At 75.0% G+C, this 19,169-nt stretch carries 22 protein-coding genes and 1 pseudogene; 10 read left to right on the forward strand and 13 right to left on the reverse strand.

The features are described 5' to 3' along the window. Nucleotides 1-78: 78 nt before the first annotated feature. The gene (locus tag ACI79C_RS19795) at nt 79-879 is read left to right on the forward strand and encodes a hypothetical protein (protein ID WP_456947396.1); all 801 of its coding nucleotides are present in this window, start codon (nt 79-81) and stop codon (nt 877-879) included. On the opposite strand, the gene rsgA is transcribed toward ACI79C_RS19795, so the two are convergent. From rsgA to ACI79C_RS19810, 3 genes are read right to left on the reverse strand one after another with little or no spacing between them, the layout of a single operon-like run. Continuing rightward, nucleotides 873-1,889 carry a ribosome small subunit-dependent GTPase A gene (gene rsgA / locus ACI79C_RS19800; RefSeq protein WP_456947397.1) on the reverse strand — a complete coding sequence of 339 codons (1,017 nt, stop codon included), beginning with the start codon at nt 1,887-1,889 and terminating at the stop codon, nt 873-875. The two genes, ACI79C_RS19795 and rsgA, sit on opposite strands and share 7 nt — an antisense overlap. Before the next feature lie 40 nt (nt 1,890-1,929). Next, a complete protein-coding gene (gene aroA, locus ACI79C_RS19805; RefSeq protein WP_456947398.1) occupies nt 1,930-3,198 on the reverse strand; it encodes a 3-phosphoshikimate 1-carboxyvinyltransferase in 1,269 nt (422 codons plus the stop codon). A 59-nt stretch (nt 3,199-3,257) separates the two neighbouring features. Further along, nucleotides 3,258-4,718 (reverse strand): NAD-dependent succinate-semialdehyde dehydrogenase, encoded by a 1,461-nt coding sequence (locus ACI79C_RS19810; RefSeq protein WP_456947399.1) that lies wholly within the window; start codon nt 4,716-4,718, stop codon nt 3,258-3,260. A gap of 166 nt (nt 4,719-4,884) precedes the next feature. Between ACI79C_RS19810 and ACI79C_RS19815 the strand changes: the two genes are divergently transcribed. Next, nucleotides 4,885-5,631 carry an SOS response-associated peptidase gene (locus ACI79C_RS19815; protein WP_456947400.1) on the forward strand — a complete coding sequence of 249 codons (747 nt, stop codon included), beginning with the start codon at nt 4,885-4,887 and terminating at the stop codon, nt 5,629-5,631. Nucleotide 5,632: 1 nt separating this feature from the next. Continuing rightward, complete coding sequence (locus ACI79C_RS19820; RefSeq protein WP_456947401.1) at nt 5,633-7,183, forward strand: fused MFS/spermidine synthase; 1,551 nt, start codon at nt 5,633-5,635, stop codon at nt 7,181-7,183. Between the two features lie 123 nt (nt 7,184-7,306). On the opposite strand, the gene ybaK is transcribed toward ACI79C_RS19820, so the two are convergent. Then, nucleotides 7,307-7,780: a Cys-tRNA(Pro) deacylase gene (ybaK, locus tag ACI79C_RS19825; RefSeq protein ID WP_456947402.1), complete on the reverse strand. Its 474-nt coding sequence runs from the start codon at nt 7,778-7,780 to the stop codon at nt 7,307-7,309. 212 nt (nt 7,781-7,992) lie between these two features. Here ybaK and ACI79C_RS19830 point away from each other — a divergent pair, with 212 nt between their 5' ends. Together ACI79C_RS19830 and rsrA are read left to right on the forward strand one after the other, a co-directional pair. Next, nucleotides 7,993-8,697 (forward strand): sigma-70 family RNA polymerase sigma factor, encoded by a 705-nt coding sequence (locus ACI79C_RS19830; RefSeq protein ID WP_456947403.1) that lies wholly within the window; start codon nt 7,993-7,995, stop codon nt 8,695-8,697. Then, nucleotides 8,697-9,038 carry a mycothiol system anti-sigma-R factor gene (gene rsrA, locus ACI79C_RS19835; RefSeq protein ID WP_456947404.1) on the forward strand — a complete coding sequence of 114 codons (342 nt, stop codon included), beginning with the start codon at nt 8,697-8,699 and terminating at the stop codon, nt 9,036-9,038. The genes ACI79C_RS19830 and rsrA overlap by 1 nt, the downstream gene beginning before the upstream one ends. Nucleotides 9,039-9,196: 158 nt before the next feature. Here the strand turns inward: rsrA and ACI79C_RS19840 are convergent, their stop codons facing one another. After that, nucleotides 9,197-9,271 carry a 50S ribosomal protein bL37 gene (locus ACI79C_RS19840; protein ID WP_014377707.1) on the reverse strand — a complete coding sequence of 25 codons (75 nt, stop codon included), beginning with the start codon at nt 9,269-9,271 and terminating at the stop codon, nt 9,197-9,199. 217 nt (nt 9,272-9,488) lie between these two features. Here ACI79C_RS19840 and ACI79C_RS19845 point away from each other — a divergent pair, with 217 nt between their 5' ends. Together ACI79C_RS19845 and ACI79C_RS19850 are read left to right on the forward strand one after the other, a co-directional pair. After that, nucleotides 9,489-10,532, forward strand: coding sequence for a biotin carboxylase N-terminal domain-containing protein (locus ACI79C_RS19845; protein WP_456947405.1), 1,044 nt, complete (start codon nt 9,489-9,491; stop codon nt 10,530-10,532). Nucleotides 10,533-10,598: 66 nt separating this feature from the next. Next, nucleotides 10,599-10,850, forward strand: a complete 252-nt coding sequence (locus ACI79C_RS19850) for a biotin/lipoyl-binding carrier protein (protein WP_456947406.1) — start codon at nt 10,599-10,601, stop codon at nt 10,848-10,850. Between the two features lie 186 nt (nt 10,851-11,036). Here ACI79C_RS19850 and ACI79C_RS19855 read toward each other — a convergent pair whose 3' ends face one another. After that, the gene (locus ACI79C_RS19855; protein ID WP_456947407.1) at nt 11,037-11,543 is read right to left on the reverse strand and encodes a GNAT family N-acetyltransferase; all 507 of its coding nucleotides are present in this window, start codon (nt 11,541-11,543) and stop codon (nt 11,037-11,039) included. An 86-nt stretch (nt 11,544-11,629) separates the two neighbouring features. Between ACI79C_RS19855 and ACI79C_RS19860 the strand changes: the two are divergent. Together ACI79C_RS19860 and ACI79C_RS19865 are read left to right on the forward strand one after the other, a co-directional pair. Then, nucleotides 11,630-12,700 (forward strand): annotated as a pseudogene (locus tag ACI79C_RS19860) (histidine kinase N-terminal domain-containing protein); the annotation flags it as partial. 151 nt (nt 12,701-12,851) lie between these two features. After that, nucleotides 12,852-13,250, forward strand: a complete 399-nt coding sequence (locus tag ACI79C_RS19865) for an ATP-binding protein (RefSeq protein ID WP_456947408.1) — start codon at nt 12,852-12,854, stop codon at nt 13,248-13,250. A 117-nt stretch (nt 13,251-13,367) separates the two neighbouring features. On the opposite strand, the gene ACI79C_RS19870 is transcribed toward ACI79C_RS19865, so the two are convergent. Both ACI79C_RS19870 and ACI79C_RS19875 read right to left on the reverse strand, forming a co-directional pair. Further along, nucleotides 13,368-13,658: a WhiB family transcriptional regulator gene (locus tag ACI79C_RS19870; protein ID WP_456947409.1), complete on the reverse strand. Its 291-nt coding sequence runs from the start codon at nt 13,656-13,658 to the stop codon at nt 13,368-13,370. A 482-nt stretch (nt 13,659-14,140) separates the two neighbouring features. Then, nucleotides 14,141-15,163: a diacylglycerol/lipid kinase family protein gene (locus tag ACI79C_RS19875; RefSeq protein ID WP_456947410.1), complete on the reverse strand. Its 1,023-nt coding sequence runs from the start codon at nt 15,161-15,163 to the stop codon at nt 14,141-14,143. Between the two features lie 88 nt (nt 15,164-15,251). Between ACI79C_RS19875 and ACI79C_RS19880 the strand changes: the two genes are divergently transcribed. Then, entirely contained in the window at nt 15,252-15,737 is a 486-nt protein-coding gene (locus tag ACI79C_RS19880; RefSeq protein ID WP_456947411.1) for a hypothetical protein, read from the forward strand. Between the two features lie 37 nt (nt 15,738-15,774). Here the strand turns inward: ACI79C_RS19880 and ACI79C_RS19885 are convergent, their stop codons facing one another. The 5 genes from ACI79C_RS19885 to ACI79C_RS19905 all read right to left on the reverse strand — a co-directional run bounded on the left by ACI79C_RS19885 (nt 15,775) and on the right by ACI79C_RS19905 (nt 19,056). Beyond that, nucleotides 15,775-16,557, reverse strand: coding sequence for an HAD-IIA family hydrolase (locus ACI79C_RS19885; RefSeq protein ID WP_456947412.1), 783 nt, complete (start codon nt 16,555-16,557; stop codon nt 15,775-15,777). After that, complete coding sequence (locus tag ACI79C_RS19890) at nt 16,554-17,042, reverse strand: N-acetyltransferase family protein (RefSeq protein ID WP_456947413.1); 489 nt, start codon at nt 17,040-17,042, stop codon at nt 16,554-16,556. Before ACI79C_RS19890 ends, ACI79C_RS19885 begins: the two co-directional genes overlap by 4 nt. Next, a complete protein-coding gene (gene pssA / locus ACI79C_RS19895; RefSeq protein WP_456947414.1) occupies nt 17,039-17,866 on the reverse strand; it encodes a CDP-diacylglycerol--serine O-phosphatidyltransferase in 828 nt (275 codons plus the stop codon). The genes ACI79C_RS19890 and pssA overlap by 4 nt, the downstream gene beginning before the upstream one ends. Before the next feature lie 10 nt (nt 17,867-17,876). After that, nucleotides 17,877-18,554, reverse strand: a complete 678-nt coding sequence (locus tag ACI79C_RS19900) for a phosphatidylserine decarboxylase (RefSeq protein WP_456947415.1) — start codon at nt 18,552-18,554, stop codon at nt 17,877-17,879. Between the two features lie 88 nt (nt 18,555-18,642). Continuing rightward, nucleotides 18,643-19,056, reverse strand: a complete 414-nt coding sequence (locus ACI79C_RS19905; protein ID WP_456947416.1) for a VOC family protein — start codon at nt 19,054-19,056, stop codon at nt 18,643-18,645. Between the last annotated feature and the right edge of the window lie 113 nt (nt 19,057-19,169).

Raw genomic sequence — 19,169 nt, forward strand, 5'->3', positions numbered from 1 at the left:
GTCGGGTCGGGTCGGGTCGGGTCGGGTCGGTGCGGAACTCGCTGGTCGGCGCGGGCGATCGGCGCCCACACTGCCCGCGTGCCCGACGCCGACGCCTTCCGCGCCCTCGCCCGGTCCTCGCCGTGGCGCTGGTCGACGCTGCGGTTCACCGTGCGCTGGCCGGGCAACCCGTGGCGGCCGGAGACCCTGCGAGCCCGGGTGCGCCGCCCCGACGTCGTCCGCGTGGAGACCCTCGACGGGCAGCTCCTGCAGGTGGTGCGGGATCAGCCCCAGCGGGTCGGCGTCCTCACGTCGGACGGCGGGCGCACCGTCACGCTGCCCTGGCCGGCCGACGGCCCACCGCCGGTGTACCGGCCCGACGGGCTGGTCGCGCGCCGCCCCGATGAGCTCTCCCACGACGCTCCGATGTACCAGAGCTACGACTGGGTCGCGATGCTCGACCCGGTCGAGCTCGCCGACGGCCGCGATCCCGACACCGGCGCGCCGGGCCCCGCCGGGACCGAGATCGACGCCGTGGCCGAGGTCGAGCACGGCGGCCGGCCGGCGTGGGAGGCGCTGGTCCGGACGACGTCGGCGTACGACCCGCGCTGCACCTGCTGCACGCTGCTCCGCTCGCGGCACGTCGACGAGGCGGAGGCCGCCGCGGGTGGCGTCGACGCGGTGCTGGCCGAGTACCCCGAGCGGTACCGCGTGCGACTCGACGTGGGCACCGGCGTCTGCGTGTGGATCGACGACCCGGAGAGCCTGGCGCCCGGACTGGACCTGCGGATCGAGGCCGTCGACGAGCCGATGGACGACGTGCTGTTCACCGAGCCGCGCCGGGGGCTGTTCGGTCGCCGGGGCCCGCGGCTGGGCCCTCCGCGGCCCGGCCGTCAGTAGCCGGGGCCGAGCTGTCCGACGGCGTCCAGCAGCCGGCGCAGGCTCTCCAGCCGCTCGCGGCGGGCCGGGGGGCCGGCGTCGGCCCAGGCGTCCAGGGCGCAGTCGGGGTCGTCGGCGGTGTGCCCGCACCCCGGCGGGCAGTCGACGGCGGCCTCGGCGACGTCGTCGAACGCGGCGACCACGTCCTCCGCGGTGACGTGGGCCAGGCCGAACGAGCGGATGCCCGGGGTGTCGATGACCGTGCCGCCGCCGGGCAGGTCCAGCAGCACCGCCGACGACGAGGTGTGCCGGCCCTTGCCGACCTTGGTGACCTCGCCGGTCGCCCGGTCGGCGTCGGGCACGAGGCGGTTCACCAGGGTCGACTTGCCGACACCGGACTGGCCCACCAGCACGCTCATCCGCCCCTCCAGGCGGGCGAGCAACTCGTCCAGTGGCGTCTCCCGCGACATCGGGACGGCGTCCACCTCCAGACCCGCGTAGCGGTCCAGCAGCGGCTGGGGGCTGGCCAGGTCGGTCTTGGTCAGGCACAGCAGCGGCTCGAGGCCGCCCGCGTACGCCGCCACCACGCACCGGTCGAGGAAGCCCAGCGCGGGGTCGGGGTCGGCGACCGCGGTCACGATCACCAGCTGGTCGGCGTTGGCCACCACCACCCGCTCGGTCGGGTCTGTGTCGTCCGCGGTGCGCCGCAGCGAGGTCGTCCGCTCCTCGATGACCACGATGCGGGCCAGCGTGTCGGGCCGGCCGCTGGTGTCGCCGACCACCCGGACCCGGTCACCGACGACCACCCCGTGCCGGCCGAGCTCGCGGGCCCGCATCGCGGTGACCTCGACCGGCGCGCCGTCGGGCCCCTCCACCCGCACCGTCATGCGGCCGCGGTCGACCGCGACCACCAGGCCGGGGACGGCGTCGGAGTGCGCCGGGCGGGTGCGGGTGCGTGGCCGGGACCCGCGCCGGTTGGGCCGGACCCGGACGTCGTCCTCGTCCATCCGGCGGTCGTTGCGGCGGCTCACGGCGCGACCCCGGGCCGGCCCCGTTCCCCGGTCCGGCGGCTCAGCGCTCGACCCCCAGCATCGACGTCCACCGCTGCACGAAGTCGGGCAGCGTCTTGGTCACCGCGCCCGGGTCGGCGACCGCGACGCCCTCGATCGCCAGCCCGAGGACGGCGGCGGCCATGACCATGCGGTGGTCGGCGTAGGAGTCCACCCGGGCCGGTCGGCGGGGGCCGGGCGTGATCGCCAGCCCGTCGGGGAGCTGCTCCACCGTCGCCCCCACGGCGGTGAGCACCTCGTCGAGGGCCTGCAACCGGTCGGTCTCGTGGCCGCGCAGGTGCCCGACACCGGTCAACCGTGAGGGCCCGTCGGCGAGGGCGCACAGCGCGGCCAGGACCGGGGTCAGCTCGCCGACCTCACCCAGGTCGGCGACCAGCGGCCGCACCGTCCCCGTACCGGTGACCTGCAGTCCGTCGTCGACCCGCGCCACCGACGCGCCCATCGCGCTCAGCAGCCGGTCCAGCTGCCCGCCGGGCTGCGTGGTCGCCGCGGGCCAGTCGCGGACGGTGACCCGGCCGCCGGTCACCAGCGCCGCGGCGAGGAAGGGGGCGGCGTTGGACAGGTCGGGCTCCAGCACCTCGTCGCGGGCGGCGATCGGACCGGGGGCCACCCGCCAGCCCCGGTCGGTGGCGGTCACCTCGACGCCGTGCTCCCGCAGCGACTCGACGGTCATCTCCACGTGCGGCATCGACGGCACCCCGCCGGCCAGGGCGAGGTCGATGCCCTCGTCGAAGCGGGCGGCGGCCAGCAGCAGACCCGAGACGATCTGCGAGGACTCGCTCGCGTCCACGGTCACCGCGCCGCCCCGCACCCGCCCGGTGCCGTGCACGGTGAACGGGGCCCGGCCGCGGCCACCGTCGTCCACCTCGACGCCCAGGTCGCGCAGCGCGGTGACCAGCCCGGCATTGGGGCGCTCGCGCAGCCGGGGGTCGCCGTCGAGCCGCACGGGGCCGGAGGCCAGGGCGGCGACCGGCGGCAGGAACCGCAGCACCGTCCCGGCCAGCCCGGCGTCGACCTCGGCCGGGCCGCACAGCTCCCCGGGGGTGACCAGCCAGTCGTCGCCGTCCGGCACCACCCCGACGCCGAGCGACCGCAGTGCCGCGGCCATGAGGTCGGTGTCACGGGCCCGCAGCGGGTGCATCAGGCGGCTGGGCCCGTCGGCCAGCGCCGCGAGCACGAGCGCGCGGGCGGTCAGCGACTTGGAGCCGGGCAGGGCCACGACGGCGTCCACCGGCGCGCTGCGGTGCGGCGTCGTCCAGACCTCGCTCATGGGTCCATCCTGCCCTGTCACGCCGACCCCCCGGCCGGCGCGACAGGGCAGGGGCGGGCTCAGCCGGCCGCGGCCGCGTCCGCCGGCCTGGCCTTCTTCGCCCCCGCCACGCGCACCAGGCGGCGGTTGGCGAACTCGAACATGCCCAGCTCGGAGAGCTCCCGGCCGTAACCGGAGTTCTTCACGCCGCCGAAGGGCAGCTCCGGCGAGGTGCCCGACGGCGAGTTGATCCAGACCATGCCCGACTCGACCTGGTCGGCGACCTTCCGGGCGCGCTCGACGTCGCTGCTGAAGACGGTGGCCGACAGCCCGTAGGGGGTGTCGTTGGCCAGCCGTACCGCCTCCTCCTCGCTGGAGACCCGGTACACCACGCCCACCGGGCCGAACAGCTCCTCGCGGTAGGCCCGCATCTCCGGGGTGACGTCGGCGAGCAGGGTGGCGTGCACGTACGCGCCCTCGCGGTCGGGGCGTCCGCCGCCGGCGAGCACCGTCGCGCCCTTGTCGACCGCGTCCTGCACCTGGGCGGTGAGGTCGGCGGCGGCGCGCTCGGAGGACAGCGGGCCCAGCCGGGTGGAGGGCTCGTTCGGGTCGCCCGGCTGCAGGCCCTGGAAGACCTCGGTGAGACCGCTGACGAACTCGTCGTAGACGTCGTCCATGACGATGAACCGCTTCGCCGCGATGCACGCCTGGCCGGCGTTCATCGTCCGCGACATCGCCGCCGCCTTCACGGTCTGCTGCACCTCGGGGGCGTCGAGCACGATGAACGGGTCGCTGCCGCCGAGCTCCAGCACCGACTTCTTCAGGTACTTGCCCGCGAGCGAGGCCACGGCGCTGCCGGCCCGGTCGCTGCCGGTCAGCGTCACGCCGGCCACGTGCGGGTGCGCGATGACCTTCTCGACGTCGGAGATGCGCAGGAACAGGTTGGTGTAGACGCCCTCGGGGACGCCGGCGTCGTGGAACAGCTGCTCGAGGGCGAGCGCGGTCTGCGGGTTGTTCTCCGCGTGCTTGAGCAGGATCGCGTTGCCCAGCACCAGGTTGGGCGCCGCGACGCGGGCCACCTGGTACAGCGGGAAGTTCCACGGCTCGATGGCCAGCAGGACGCCGGTCGGCTCGTTGACGACGATCGCCTCGCCGTCCATGACGTCGATCGGCCGGGGCTCCAGGAAGCGCGGGCCGTTCTCGGCGTAGTAGCCGAAGATGCCGGCGACCAGCATGGCCTCGCCGGTGGCCTCGCGGACGGGCTTGCCCATCTCGCGCGTGACGAGGGCGCCGAGCTCGTCGCGGCGCTCGCGCACCAGCTCGCCGATCCGGCCGACGACGGCGGCGCGCTCCTCGACGGGCCGGCGGCGCCACTCCTGGAAGGCGGCGTGGGCCCGCTCGACGACCCCGTCGACCTCGCTGCTGTCGAGGAAGGGGAACTCCTTCTCGGTCTGCCCGGTGGCCGGGTTGACGGTCGCGTACGGCCGGTCGCCGGTGCTGCTGGCGGTCTTGCCGGCCGGGGCGGTCTCGGTGGTGGTCACTGCCCTGTGTCCTCCGTCGCGGTGTCCGGTTGTGTCCGCCCCCGTCCTACCCCTCGCACTCCTGGGCACGCGCAGGGGACGGCGGATGTCGGAGGGGCGCTCTAGGCTCGTGATCACGGTCCGCCGGGCCGCCGCCCGCCGTCCGCCCGCAGGGAGGAGTGCCGCCGTGTGTGGCCGCTACGCCGCCAGCCGCCGTCCCGAGGACCTCGTCCTCGAGTTCGAGGCGGTCCGCGCCGAGGGGCAGTCCGCGCTGCCGGCCGACTACAACGTCGCCCCGACCAAGGACGTCTACGTCGTGCGGCACAAGAAGGAGCGCGACCCCGAGGGCCGGCCCACCGGGGAGGGGCACCGCGAGCTGCGCGCCGTCCGCTGGGGGCTGGTGCCCTCCTGGGCCAAGGACGTCTCGGTCGGCAACCGGATGCTCAACGCGCGCGTGGAGTCGCTGACCGAGAAGCCGGCGTTCCGCTCCGCGGCCCGCTCCCGCCGCTGCCTGGTGCCCGCCGACGGCTGGTACGAGTGGGCCAAGCGGCTGGACAAGCCGGGCAAGCAGCCGTACTACATCACCCCGCAGGACGGCTCGGTGCTCGCCTTCGCCGGGTTGTGGGAGGTGTGGGGGAAGGGTGAGGACCGCCTCTACACCTGCACGATCGTCACCGAGCCCGCCGTCGGGGCGCTCACCGAGATCCACGAGCGGATGCCCCTGGTCCTGCCCCGGGAGCGCTGGACCGACTGGCTCGACCCCGCGCGGGACGACGTCGACGCCCTGGCCGCGCCGACCCCGCCGGAACTGGTCGAGGGCCTGGAGCTGCGGCCGGTCGGCACGGCCGTGAACAACGTGCACAACAACGGCCCGGAGCTCGAGGCCCGGGTGGACACGGTCAGCCCGCCGGCCGACCAGCCCGCCCTCTTCTGAGGTGGCGGGCACCGAGGAGGCCCTGCCGCCGGTCGAGCACGCGAGCCCGGCGGGTGCACTGCCGACGTGGGTGGCCGCGGTCGTCACCTTCCTGAGCTCCGGCGCCGTGCTGGTGCTGGAGATCGCCGGGCTGCGGCTGATCGCGCCCTACGTCGGGATCACCCTGCAGACCAACACCGCGGTCATCGGCTTCGCGCTGGCCGCGATCGCCCTCGGCGCGTGGTCGGGGGGCGCGGCCGCCGACCGCACCGACCCGCGGCGGATGATCGCCCCGCTCATGGTCGCCGGCGGCGCGCTCGTCGTCGCCGTCCTGCCGCTGGTGCGCTTCGCCGGGTCGTGGCTGACCGGGCCGGAGGCGGGCAGCGTGCTGTTGCTGGCCGCGGTCGCCGTCGTCGTGCCGGCGGCGCTGCTGTCCGCGGTGCCGCCCATGGTGGTCAAGCTGCAACTGGCCAGCCTGGAGGAGACCGGCTCGGTGGTCGGCCGGCTGTCGGGCATCGGCACCCTCGGCGGCATCGCGGCCACGTTCGTCACCGGGTTCCTGCTGGTCGCGGTGTTCCCGACCAGCGGCATCCTCGTCGGCACCGGCCTGGTCACGGTTGCGGTCGGCGTGGCCGTCGGGGTGCTGCTGCGCCGGCGGTCCTCCGGAGGGGCGGGGCGAGTGCCCGTCGCGCTGCTGCTGCTCGCCGTCGTCGGGTCGCTGCTGGCCGCCGTCGCACCCTCGCCCTGCCAGTCCGAGACCGCGTACCACTGCGCGCGCGTGGTGGCCGATCCGGACAGGGAGACCGGCCGCGTTCTGGTGCTGGACACGCTGCGGCACTCCTACGTCGACGTCGCCGACCCGACCCACCTGGAGTTCGCGTACGTGCAGGCGATCGCCGCGGTGATCGAGGGGACCTCGCCCGAGGGCCGGCCGCTGTCCGCGCTGCACCTCGGCGGCGGCGGACTGACCCTGCCGCGGTACCTGGCCGAGACGCGACCGGGCACCGAGAGCCTGGTGCTCGAGGTCGACCCCGGCGTGGTCGACATGGACCGCGAGCAGCTGGGCCTGCAGGAGTCCGACGCGCTGCGGGTGCGCGTGGCCGACGCCCGCGTCGGCCTGGCCGACGAGGCGCCGGGGGAGCGCGACGTCGTCGTCGGCGACGCCTTCGGCGGCCTGTCGGTGCCGTGGCAGCTGACCACCGTCGAGGCCCTGCGGCTGGTGGACGACGCCCTCACCGACGACGGCGTGTACGTCGCCAACCTCATCGACCGCCCGCCGCTGGGCTTCGTCAAGGCCGAGCTGGCCACGCTCCGCGAGGTCTTCCCGCACGTGCTCCTGCTCGCCCGCGCTCCCGTGCTGGCCGGGGACGACGGCGGCAACGTCGTCGCGGTCGCCTCCCGGCGCCCGCTGCAAGCCGACGCGATCGCGGCCGCCCTGGGCGAGCACGACCTCGCCTGGGAGGTCGCCGGGGGAGAGCAGCTGACGACCTTCATCGGGGACGCCGACGTGCTCACCGACGACCACGCGCCGGTCGACCAGCTGCTCACCACGTACACGAGCCCGGGCTCGTAGTCGGCCCCGCGGGATCCGCAGCCGCGAGCTCCGACGGCGTGCTCCGCAGACGACGCCGCGCCCCTGCTGCCGGTGTCGGCTGAGGTGCGGGTCCGGGGTACCGGTCGGGACGTCCGCGTGAGGTCAGCGGCCGATGGGCGCGGTGCGCGCCCGGGTCAGCCGGACGAGGTCGGCCGGGGCCAGCTCCACCTGCAGCCCGCGCCGGCCGGCGCTCACCATCACCGTCGGGAAGCCCAGCGCGGACTCGTCCACGACCGTGGGCAGGGCCTTGCGCTGGCCCAGCGGGCTGATCCCGCCCAGCACGTAGCCCGTCGTCCGCTCGGCGTCGGCGGGCTCGGCCATGGCCGCCCTGCGGCCACCGGCGGCGGCGGCCAGGGCCTTGAGGTCCAGGCTGCCGCTCACCGGGACGACGGCCACGGTGAGCGTGCCGTCGACGCGGGTGACCAGCGTCTTGAACACCTGGCGCGGGTCGGCGCCGAGCGCGGCGACCGCCGCCTCGCCGTGTCCCTGGTCGGAGGGGTGCTCGGGGTCGTAGGGGTGCAGGGTGTGCGCCACGCGGGCCTTCTCCAGAGCCCGCACCGCGGGGGTCGCCGCCACGGCGCCGCAGCCTATCCAGGACCACCGTGATCCCGGCCGCGCAGGGAATGGAGCCACGCTCCGGTGCGGTTGGACAGGCCGTGAGCAGCACCCTCTCCACCAGCGCCCGCCAGCGGGTCGCGCACCGGCGCCCCCCGGGCCGCCCCGACGCCGCGCGGCTAGGATCGGCCGAGGCGGCAACCCGCATCCGGGGACCGCAGAGAGGACGGTCGGTGCCCGAGGAGTCCGCGGACCAGACGCCCCAGGTGGAGTCGGACGAGCACGCCGCCACCACTCCCGTGGAGGTGCCCGAGGCCCGAGAGGGCGGCAGCCGGACCGAGGTGGCCGAGACCCGCGCCGAGCGTGACGCCCGGTTCGAGCGGGACGCGCTGCCCTACCTCGACCAGCTCTACCCGGCGGCCCTGCGGATGACCCGCAACCCGGCCGACGCCGAGGACCTCGTCCAGGAGACCTTCGTCAAGGCGTACTCGGCGTTCCACCAGTTCGCCGAGGGCACCAACCTCAAGGCCTGGCTGTACCGGATCCTGACCAACACCTACATCAACAGCTACCGCAAGAAGCAGCGCCAGCCGCAGCAGTACCCCACCGACCAGGTGCAGGACTGGCAGCTCTACGCCGCCGAGGAGCACAGCTCCAGCGGCCTGCGGTCGGCCGAGATCGAGGCGCTGGACCACCTGCCGGACTCCGACATCAAGGAGGCCCTGCAGCAGCTGCCCGAGGACTTCCGGCTGGCGGTGTACCTGGCCGACGTCGAGGGCTTCGCCTACAAGGAGATCGCCGAGATCATGGGCACGCCCATCGGCACGGTGATGTCCCGTCTGCACCGCGGCCGCCGCGGGCTGCAGAAGCTGCTGGCCGACTACGCACGCGAGCGCGGCTTCGTCCGCGCCGGAGCCGGTGAGGAGGCGAGCCACTGATGGGCGACGACGCTCCGCAGGCCGGCGAGCCGATCGAGATCAACTCGTGCGACGACGTCCTGTCCCACGTGTTCGAGTTCCTCGACCACGAGACCGACGAGGCGCGGCGTGACGTCATCGCCGAGCACCTCGAGGACTGTTCGCCCTGCCTGCGCCAGTTCGGCATCGAGCAGGAGTTCAAGGCGCTGGTCCGCCGCCGGTGCGGTGGCGATGCCCCGCCGCCGGGCCTGCGGGACCGGATCAAGTTCCAACTGACGACCGTCTCCTTCGAGGAGGACGGCACGCAGGTCAGCGTCGAGAAGCTGACCGTGGAGCGCACCCAGGAGCACCCCACCGCCTGAGGTCACGACAGCGCCCCACCGCCTCGGGCGGTGGGGCGCTGTCGTCGTCTGTACGGGGTCCTCCCGCACACTCGAGCCTCCTCCCGCACCGCACACGGTGGGGGAGGACGCCCCATGATCAGGTCACCTGATCATGGCCGGCGCACCGGGGTTCGTCCTCAGGCGTTGGGCCGCTTGCCGTGGTTGGCCTTGTTCCCCTTGCGGGAGCGCCGCTTGCGTCCACGCTTGGACATCGCTGCCCTCCTCTCCTCGTCGCTGCTGCGGGCCCGGTCGCGGGCCCCTGGATCCCTCCGGGCGCCGGGGTGCCGCGAGGATGCGGACCGGCAGACCCGTCAAGCTGACCCCTCCAGCCTCTCACGACGGCGCCCGCCACCTCCCCTGTGGCGGGGCAGCCCCGTCGCGGGTCAGGCTGGGGCAGGGCAGGAGCGCGCACTGGGAAGGGTCGGCACGGTGGCACAGGTCGGTATCGAGAGCGTCCTCGTGGCGGGGCGGGGCCCTGCGGCGTGTGCGGTGATGGAGGCCTGCTCGCGCCTGGACGTCAAGACGGTCGCCGTCCACTCCGAGGCCGACCGCTCGGCCCGCCACGTCCGGCTGGCCGACGACGCGATCCTGCTCGGACCGGCGCCCGCCGCGGAGTCCTACCTGGCCGTCGACCGGATCGTGGAGGCGGCCCGGCGCAGCGGGGTCGCCGCCGTCCTGCCGGTGCCGCCGGCGCTGGCCGGCAACGCCCGGCTCGCCGGGGCGGTCGTCGCCGCCGGTCTGACCTGGGTGGGGCCGTCGGCCGCGGTGCTGGAGCGGCTGGGCGGTGACGGGGTCGAGCCGGCCAGCGAGCGCGGCTTCCTCGCCTGGGTCACCGACGCCGGGCTGCACGTCACGACGCCGGTCTGCCGGGACCGGGCTGCCGGCATCGCTCGCGTGTCCTGGACGCCGGACGAACCGGTCGAGCTGCCCGCCGCCGCCAAGCGGCTGGCCGAGGTGGGCTGGCGCGGTCTGGTGACCGTCGGGATCGCACCCGACGGCGAGCTCGCCGAGGTGGCCGCCGGGTTCTCCCTCGACATGGCCGTGCTGGAGCGTGCGCACGGGGTGGACGCCGTCGAGCTCGCGCTGCGCAGCGCCGCCGGAGGCCTGGCCGCCTCCGACCCGGGCCCGGGACGGGCGCCGCGGAAGGCGGTCGCCGTCCAGCTGCGGTCCACCCTGCCGCCGGGCACGGCGGGGCGGGTCACCGGCCGGCTGCCGCAGTCCGGCCCGCGCCGACGCGGCGCGGACGTCGAGGTGGTGGCGATCAGCGGCTACGAGCCCGGCGACCGGCTCGACGGCTGGTACGACGCGCTGTTGGCCACCGTCAGCGCCGGCGCGCCCGACACCGCGGCCGCCGCCCGGGCCGCGAGCGACCTGCTGACCGGGCTGCCGGAGACCGGCGTGCCGCATGACGGCGCCGAGATCTGCCCGGTGCTGGACCGGCTGGCCGCCGGCCACCCCCGCCCCGGAGCCTGAGCGGCGACCTCCCCGCGTCCCGGGGCGCCGAGGACGGCGCGGATGTCCCGCCGGCTGCGTGCTTGGATGGTCCGCAGGTCAGCGCGGGAGGTGCAGGTGGCGGTCGAGGAGATCCACGCCGAGATGGTGTCGAGCGTCTGGAAGGTGCTCGTCCAGCCCGGCAGTCAGGTCGCGGCCGGCGACGCCCTGGTGATCCTCGAGTCGATGAAGATGGAGATCCCCGTCCTCGCAGAGCACGGGGGCACGGTGCGCGAGCTGCACGTCGTGGAGGGCGAGGTGCTCCAGGAGGGCGACCTCATCGCCACCGTCGACGGCTGACGCCGCCGGGAGCATCGCAGGGAGCGCCGGCGACCGAGGAGCGGACCGGGGGCGGAGGCCGTCCGGTGCCGTCGACGGCTGACGCCGCCGGGAGCATCGCAGGGAGCGCCGGCGACCGAGGAGCGGACCGGGGGCGGAGGCCGTCCGGTGCCGTCGACGGCTGACGCCGCCGGGAGCGTCCTCCCGTCAGAGATCGCGGGCGTAGACCCTCAGGTCGACCCCGGGGAGGGGTGACCAGTCCCGCTCCGGGAGCCGGGTGAAGCCCAGGCGTTCGTAGAGCCGGTGGGCCGCGGTCATCCGCGGGTCGGTCGAGAGCACCATCCGGCGCTTGCCGGCCGCTCGAGCCCGCTCCACGCAGCCGGCCACCAGCCGTGTGCCGATGCCTCGTCCCCGCTCGGCGGGGTCGACGACGAGCATGCGGAACGCGGCCTCGTCGTCGGACTCGATCACCTCGCCGAAGTCGCCGGAGAGCACCAGCGCCACGCTGCCCAGCACCCGCCCGCCCGGGTCGCGGGCCACGAGCAGCTGCGCGTGCGATGCCCGCCCCTCGACGTCGGCCAGGGTCGGCACGTACTCCGGCGGGGCCAGCTCGCCGTCGACGTACACGCGCACGGTCAGCTCGGCGATGCGGGAGAAGTCCTCGGGACGCGCGGGCTCGACGGACAGGGACGACGTGTCGGCGGGGGAGGCCACGTCCTCGAGCCTAGGCGTGACCCTGCTGCTGGAGCCCTGCTCGAGCGGTGGGGCCGGGAGGGTCTGTCTCTACGCTCGGGGGCACCATGAACAGCCTCTCCGAACGCCTCACCCGGGGCTCGGCGTCCGCCCCCGCCCAGGTCGACCACGCGCGCCGGCTGGTGGCCGACTGGCAGCTCCTGGCCGACCTCTCCTTCGCCGACCTCACGCTGTGGGTCCCGCTGCCCACGGGCGCGTGGTGGTGCGTCGCCCAGGTGCGGCCGCTGACCGCGCCCACCAGCCAGCCCGAGGACCTGGTGGGCTCGGAGGTGCAGGGACCGCCCGCGGAGCCGTTCGAGGTCGCCCACCGCGAGGGCCGCCCCGTCACCGAGGGGGAACCGGACTGGTCGGGCTCCACGCCGCGGCGGCGGGAGGTGATCCCGGTTCGGCACGACGGCGTCGTCGTCGCCGTCCTGGCCCGCGACACCAACCTGGCCGTGACCCGGGCGCCGTCCACCCTCGAGCTGACCTACCTCGACATCGCCGCCGACCTCTGCCTGATGGTCTCGGCCGGCACCTTCCCGCCGCAGAAGATCCTGGACGCCGAGATGAGCCCCCGGGTCGGTGACGGCCTGGTGCGGCTCGACGGGGCCGGGCGCGCCGCCTACGCCAGCCCCAATGCCCTGTCGGCCTACCGGCGCATGGGGGTGACCGGGGACGTCGTCGGCGCCGACCTCGCGCGGCTGACCCGCGACGCGGCGGCCGACCGGGTGGCCGGCGAGGCGGTGGCCGCGGGGATCCGGGCTGCGGTGGGCGGCCGGTTCCCCGACCCGATGGACGTCGAGGGGCCGGCGGCCACCCTGCTGGTGCGGGCGCTCCCACTGCAGGCCCCCGGCGGCGAAGAGGGGGCGCTGGTGCTGGTGCGGGACGTGACCGACGTCCGCCGCCGGGACCGGGCGCTGCTCACCAAGGACGCCACCATCCGCGAGATCCACCACCGGGTGAAGAACAACCTGCAGACGGTCGCGGCGCTGCTGCGGCTGCAGGCGCGGCGGATGACCGAGCCGGCCGCCCGAGCGGCGCTGGAGGAGTCGGTGCGGCGGGTGGCGTCGATCGCGGTGGTGCACGAGACGCTGGCCGGCAGCCGTGAGGACGTCGTCGACGGCGCCGCCGTCCTAGACCAGGTGCTGCCGCTTGTGGGGGACCTGACCTCTGTGGGTCCCCCCGCGCGGCCCCGGCCCCCCCCCGCCCCCCCCCCCCCCCCCCCCGCACCCCCCCCCCCGCCTCCCCGACCCCCCCCCCCCCCCCCCCCTCGACCAGGTGCTGCCGATGCTGGGCGACCTGACCTCGGTGGGTCCGGCGGCGCGGACCCGCAGGCTGGGCCAGTTCGGCGAGCTGCCGGCCGTCGCGGCGACCCCGCTGGTCCTGGCGGTCACCGAGTTGCTGCACAACGCCGCCGAGCACGCCTTCCCGGACGGCAGCCCGGGCAGCATCGAGCTGGTCGCCGAGCGCGACGGGGAGGACCTGGTCGTCCGCGTGCGGGACGACGGGCAGGGCCTGCCCGAGGGCTTCGACGTGACCGCCAGCGAGGGCCTGGGGCTGCAGATCGTGCGGACCCTGGTCACCAGTGAGCTCGGCGGGGGCCTGAGCATGGGTGCCCCGTCCACCGGCGAACCGGGGACCGAGGTGGTGCTCACCCTCCCCGGCGCCGGCCGCCTGCGGAGGTGACCACCGGGGACGACGCCCACGACGCCGCGAGGCCGGCCCGGGCATCCCGGACCGGCCTCGCGGCGGTTCAGTGCGGCGGTGCCGGGCGGGGGGCCCGGGAGCCGGATCGCGGTGGGCTCAGGCGGTGCGCACCCGGGTGCGAGCCTGGCGCCGCTTGAGCGCGCGCCGCTCGTCCTCGGACAGCCCACCCCAGACGCCGGAGTCCTGACCCGAGCGCAGGGCCCAGTCCAGGCAGGACTCCACGACCGGGCAACGCCGGCACACACCCTTGGCCTGCTCGATCTGCACGAGAGCCGGACCGGTCGTCCCGATGGGGAAGAACAGCTCCGGGTCCTCGTCTCGGCAGAGCGCGCGGTGGCGCCAGTCCATGGCGGTGATCTCCTCGATGTCGTCTACGGTGTGGTGCATCAGTCGCCGGCCTCGGACCGTTCCGCAGGCCGGCACCGGGTTGACCAGCGCCATGGCACAGCGACTCAGTGCATTTGTTACCGACAGGTTGCTTTCCTCTCGCGATGTTTTCACGAGGAAGATGCCTGTCAAGCAAATCGGAGGCTTCGGTCGACCCCTCGTGAGCAAGCTCACCACGGGCGTGCTAGGTGCGCCACTCGACTGCACGTCTCCGCGACGCGGGGCATTGACATCGCCGGTCCGACGTGAGCAAAGCCGCAGGTGAGAACGGCAATTGCGAGAACGGGTAGTTCCTCGTCGAGGTGGCGCAGATCGCCCGTGACCCGGCCGTCCCAGTGGCCCCCCTGGCCCTCCGTGGCGCCGCCCCGCCCTCGCTCTCCGACGCCGTCTGTGGCGGGGGTCGGGCCACCAGGTCCATGGGTGGCCGTCCGCTGCCCGTCCGCTCCTCGCTCACTGGCGCTCGCTGTGATGCTCCCGCGGCGTCAGGCCACCACGCACAGGGCGGCGGGGACGCTGCACACCCGGAGCCCCGTCGCGGTCCCGAGGTGGTCGCCGTCCAGTTGCCAGCCCTGGGGGCGCACCGCCGTGAGGGTGGCGGCCGGCAGGTCGTGCCGGCGGTGCACCCCTCGGCCGCGCGCGTCGGGACGGCGGGCGAACACCTGCCGCACGTGGTGCAGCATCCGGAACACCCCCATGCGCCCCATGGCGAAGACGTCCAGGCCGGCGTCGAAGGACGCCTCCGGGCTGGGGTTCACCGGCCGCCGCCCCAGGTAGGTCCACGGCGCCACGTTGGACACCAGGCACAGGAACAGCCCGTCCAGCGACGGTTCCCCGGGCAGCTCGAGCGTCATGGGCGGGTCCCGGCGCTCGTGGCCCAGCACGAACGCCGTCGTCGCCTCGGCCACGTACAGGGCCCCGGTGGAGCGCCGTCCCCGCGCCCGCTGCGCCTCGACCCGCCCGATGACGTCGGCGTCGAACCCGAGCCCGGCGCTGAAGACGAACCACCGGGGGTCGGTCCACCCGGGGGAGGCGGCGGCACCGGCGTCCGCGGCAGCCTGGGCGGCTCCGGGGTCGGGGAGGGCGATCGTCGCCGTCGTCGTGCCGCGCGCGCTCGCCGTCCCCAGGGAGACCCGCCGGGTCCGGCCCGCTCGCAGCGAGTCCAGGATCTCGGTGGTCGCCGTGAGCGGGTCGCGGGAGCGCCCCAGCGCCCGCGAGAAGACGTTCGTGGACCCGCCGGGCACCACCGCGAGGGTCGGCACCGCCGGGCCGGGGCCGGCGTGCAGCAGCCCGTTGACGACCTCGTTGACGGTGCCGTCACCGCCGAGGGCCACGACGACGTCCACGCCGTCGGCCCCGGCCGCCCGGGCCAGCTCTCTGCCGTGACCGCGGTGGGTGGTCTCGACGAGGTCCACCTTGAGCTCGCCGGCCAGGGCGGCGAGCACGTCGTCGCGCATCGTGCGGGAGGTCGTCGTCGCCGCCGGGTTGGCCACCACGAGCGCGCGCATGACGGTCAGGCTAACGAGGGCGGGGGTCGCGGCCCGGCAGGTGCGGCCCGGACCGGTCCCGAGGCGTCCGGCGCGTACCCTCGCGGCCGTGACGGAGCAGCCAGGAGCCCGGCCCCCGCGGGAGCGCCGGCTCTCGGAGCGGCTGCTGGGCGGTGCCGCCGAGCCGTCCGCGGCGCGGCCCGCCCGGCCCCGGTCCCAGGCGCCGCCGGCGGTGCGGCGAGCGGCGCTGGTGGTGGGTCTGGAAGCCGTGCTGCTCGCCGGGGTCGCCGCGTGGCTGCTCCTGCTGACCTTCACCTCCACCCCCGACAGCGTGGGCCGGGCGGTGGCCGAGGTCGTCTACGTGGGGCTGTTCGCCGCGCTCCTGGCGGCCGCCGCGGTGGGACTGTGGCGGGTGTCGAGCTGGGCCCGGGGGCCGGTGGTCGCGCTGCAGCTGCTGTTCGCGCTGCTGGGCTACTACTCGGCGTTCGAGTGGGGTGGGCCGCTGGTCGGCGTCCCGATCCTGGTGCTGGCCGCCGTCGTGCTGTACCTGCTGGCCACGCCCGAGGCGCGCCTGGCCTTCTCCGGGGATCGCTGAGGGACCCCGCGTCCGGGTGGGGCCGTGACGCGGCGCCTCAGACGAGCTCGACGACGTCGGCGATCGAGTCGAGCACCCGGCCGGGACGGAACGGGAAGCGCGCCACGTCGGTCGCCCGTGTCGAGCCGGTGAGCACCAGGATCGTGTCCAGCCCCGCCTCGATGCCGGCGACCACGTCGGTGTCCATCCGGTCGCCGATCATCACCGTCGACTCCGAGTGCGCGGAGATCCGGTTCATCGCACTGCGGAACATCATCGGGTTGGGCTTGCCGACGAAGTACGGCTCGGAGCCGGTCGCCCGGGTGATCATCGCCGCGACCGAGCCGGTGGCCGGCAGCGGTCCCTCGGGGGAGGGGCCGGTGACGTCGGGGTTGGTCGCGATGAACCGCGCCCCCGACCCGACGAGCCGGATCGCCCGGGTGATCGCCTCGAACGAGTAGGTGCGCGTCTCACCGAGGACGACGTAGTCGGGGTCGGTGTCGGTCAGGGTGTAGCCGGCCTCGTAGAGCGCCGTGGTCAGACCCGCCTCGCCGATGACGTACGCCGAGCCGCCGGGCAGCTGGCTGGAGAGGAAGTCCGCCGTCGCCAGCGCCGAGGTCCAGATCGACTCCTCGGGCACCTGCAGCCCCGACCGGGCCAGCCGGGCGGCGAGGTCGCGCGGCGTGAAGATGGAGTTGTTGGTGAGCACCAGGAACCGGCGTCCCAGCTCGACCAGCCGCTGCAGGAACTCCGCGGCGCCGGGCAGCGCCTGGCCCTCGTGCACCAGGACGCCGTCCATGTCGGTGAGCCAGCACTCCGGCGGCTTCCGGTCGGTGCTCATGCCCGCACGCGGCGGTCGCCGGCGAACGTGGTCAGGGCCTCGTCGGTGAGCCGGAAGACCGTCCACTCGTCCATCGGCACCGCTCCGGCGGCCTTGTAGAAGTCGATGGAAGGGGTGTTCCAGTCCAGCACCGACCACTCCAGGCGGTCGTGGCCGCGCTGTACGCACAGCTCGGCGAGCGTGCGCAGCAGCTCGCGGCCCAGCCCGCTGCCCCGGTGCTGCGGCTGCACGTAGAGGTCCTCGAGGTAGATGCCGTGGGTGCCGCGCCACGTGGAGAAGTTCAGGAACCACAGCGCCATGCCGACGACCTCGCCGCCGACGTCCGCGACGTGGCCGAACAGCTTCGGGGAGTCGCCGAAGAGCGCGGCGGTCAGCTGCTCCTCGGTCAGCCGGACCTCGTGCGCGGCCTTCTCGTAGTCGGCCAGCTCGCGGACCAGTCCGACCACGGCGGGCACGTCGTCGGGGCGGATCGGGCGGACGCTCATGTGAGCAGCTCCTTGACGCGGGCCGGCACCAGCCGGGCGAGGGGTGAGAGCGCCGGCACGAGCACCGGGGCCAGCAGGTAACCGTAGGCGAGCACGCAGCCAGTGATCACCGGGACGAGGGCGAAGCCGACGACGACGGCCAGCGCCGCGACGATGAGCCCGTAGGGCCGGCCGCTCTTCGGGCTGACCAGGGACCGGAACGAGCGGAACCGGATGGTGCTCACCATGAGCAGCGCCGGGACGGCGACGATGAGCAGCACCCACAGCCGGTCGCGGCCCTGCATCTGGTCGCCGAAGGCGAACACCGAGGCCAGCACGACGCCGGCGGCGCCGGGGCTGGGCATGCCGGTGAAGTACCGCTTGTCGGCCGTGGGATCGATCGTCGTGTTGAACCGCGCCAGCCGGATGGCCGCGCACGCGACCCAGAGGAAGCAGGCGACCCAGCCCAGGGGGTCCCACTCGTCGCGGCCCTCGGAGAACAGGGTGAACGCCAGCAGCGCCGGGGCCAGCCCGAAGGAGACCAGGTCGGCCAGCGAGTCGAACTGCAGACCGAACGGGGTGACCGCGCCGACCAGCCGCGCGACCGCGCCGTCGGTGATGTCGAAGACCACCGACAGCCCCACCAGGACGGCGGCCAGCGTGTACTGCCCCCGGATGGACACCAGGATCGCGGCGAAGCCGCACATCATGTTGGCCAGGGTGAACAGGCTGGGCAGGGTGGCCAGGGCCCGCCGGCGGCTCCCGCGGACCGACCCCCGGACGAACTCGACGGTGGCCGTGCGCCGGGTCTGCGGCGGGCGCGCGCCGGACGCGGAGCTGGGCATGGCCGCCTCCTCAGCCGGCTGCGGGCCAGCGGGCGATGACGGTCTCGCCGCCGCGCACCCGCTGTCCCTTGCGGACGGTGATCGTGCACTCGCGGGGGACGAAGACGTCCATCCGCGAGCCGAACTTCATCAGCCCCATCCGCTCGCCGGTGGCCAGGTGCTGGCCGACGCCGGTGCGGGTCACGATGCGCCGCGCGAGGGCGCCGACGAGCTGCCGGAAGACCACGGTGCGGGGCGCGGGGCCGGTGGTGTCGCGCAGCCACAGCTCACTGCGCTCGTTGAGGTGCGCGGACTCCTTGCGGTAGGCGGCCAGGAAGCTGCCCTTGCGGTAGGAGCTCTCGACGACCTCGCCGTGGTACGGCGAACGGTTGACGTGCACGTCGACCACGGAGAGGAAGACGCTCACCTGCTGCCAGTCCCCCTCGGGCGCGACGCCCTCCTGCGGCTCACCCGCGACCATCACCACGCCGTCGGCGGGGGAGAGGACGTCGTCGTCGGCCGGCGGCTCGACGTCGCACCGGCGGTCGGGGTCCCGGAAGAACAGGGTCATGTAGGCCGACAGGGCCAGGAACGGCCAGGCGGCGAACCGGACTCCCCGCCGGCCGGACAGCCGCCCGGCGAGGGAGGACAGGGCCGCGGGAGCCAGGGGGACGGTGATGAACGGCCACCCGGCCGGATCGATGCGCATCGTGGCCAAACGGTACCGGGACGCACTCGCCTCGGCCGACGGATCACCGGCTGCCGGCCCGGGCGGGCCGGCAGCCGGGTCCCGCGGATCAGGCGGCCGGGGTGGCGAGGTCGACCAACCACCGCAGACCGAAGCGGTCGGTGACCTGCCCGAACGTGTCGCCCCACACCTGCTCCGCCAACGGGACGTCGATGACGCCGCCCTCGGCCAGCGCCTGGAACCAGCGGGAGAGGGTCTGCGCGTCGTCCCCGGAGAGCGACAGCGACACCCGGTCCGGGCCGGTGGCGTCGGGGTCGTGGCCGTCGGAGGCCATGAGCTCCAGCCCGTCGGCGGTGCGCAGGAAGGCGTGCATGACGCCGTCGTCGGGGTACTCGCCCCCGCCGCCGCCGACGTCCCCGAAGGTCATCACCTGGAGCTCGCCGCCCAGGACGGAGCGGTAGAACTCCATCGCCTCGCGGGCGTTGCCGGAGAAGTGCAGGTAGGGGTTGAGCCGGGTGGCCATGGCGTCTCCTCGCGTCCTGGTGCGGTGGTCAGCGGGCAGACCGGCCCGCGAGCGGGAACTCATCGACGCACCAGGCGCGGAGGCGGCGACGGCCGGCGAGCACAGTGCTCGCC

This window comes from Geodermatophilus sp. SYSU D00697, assembly GCF_054050175.1.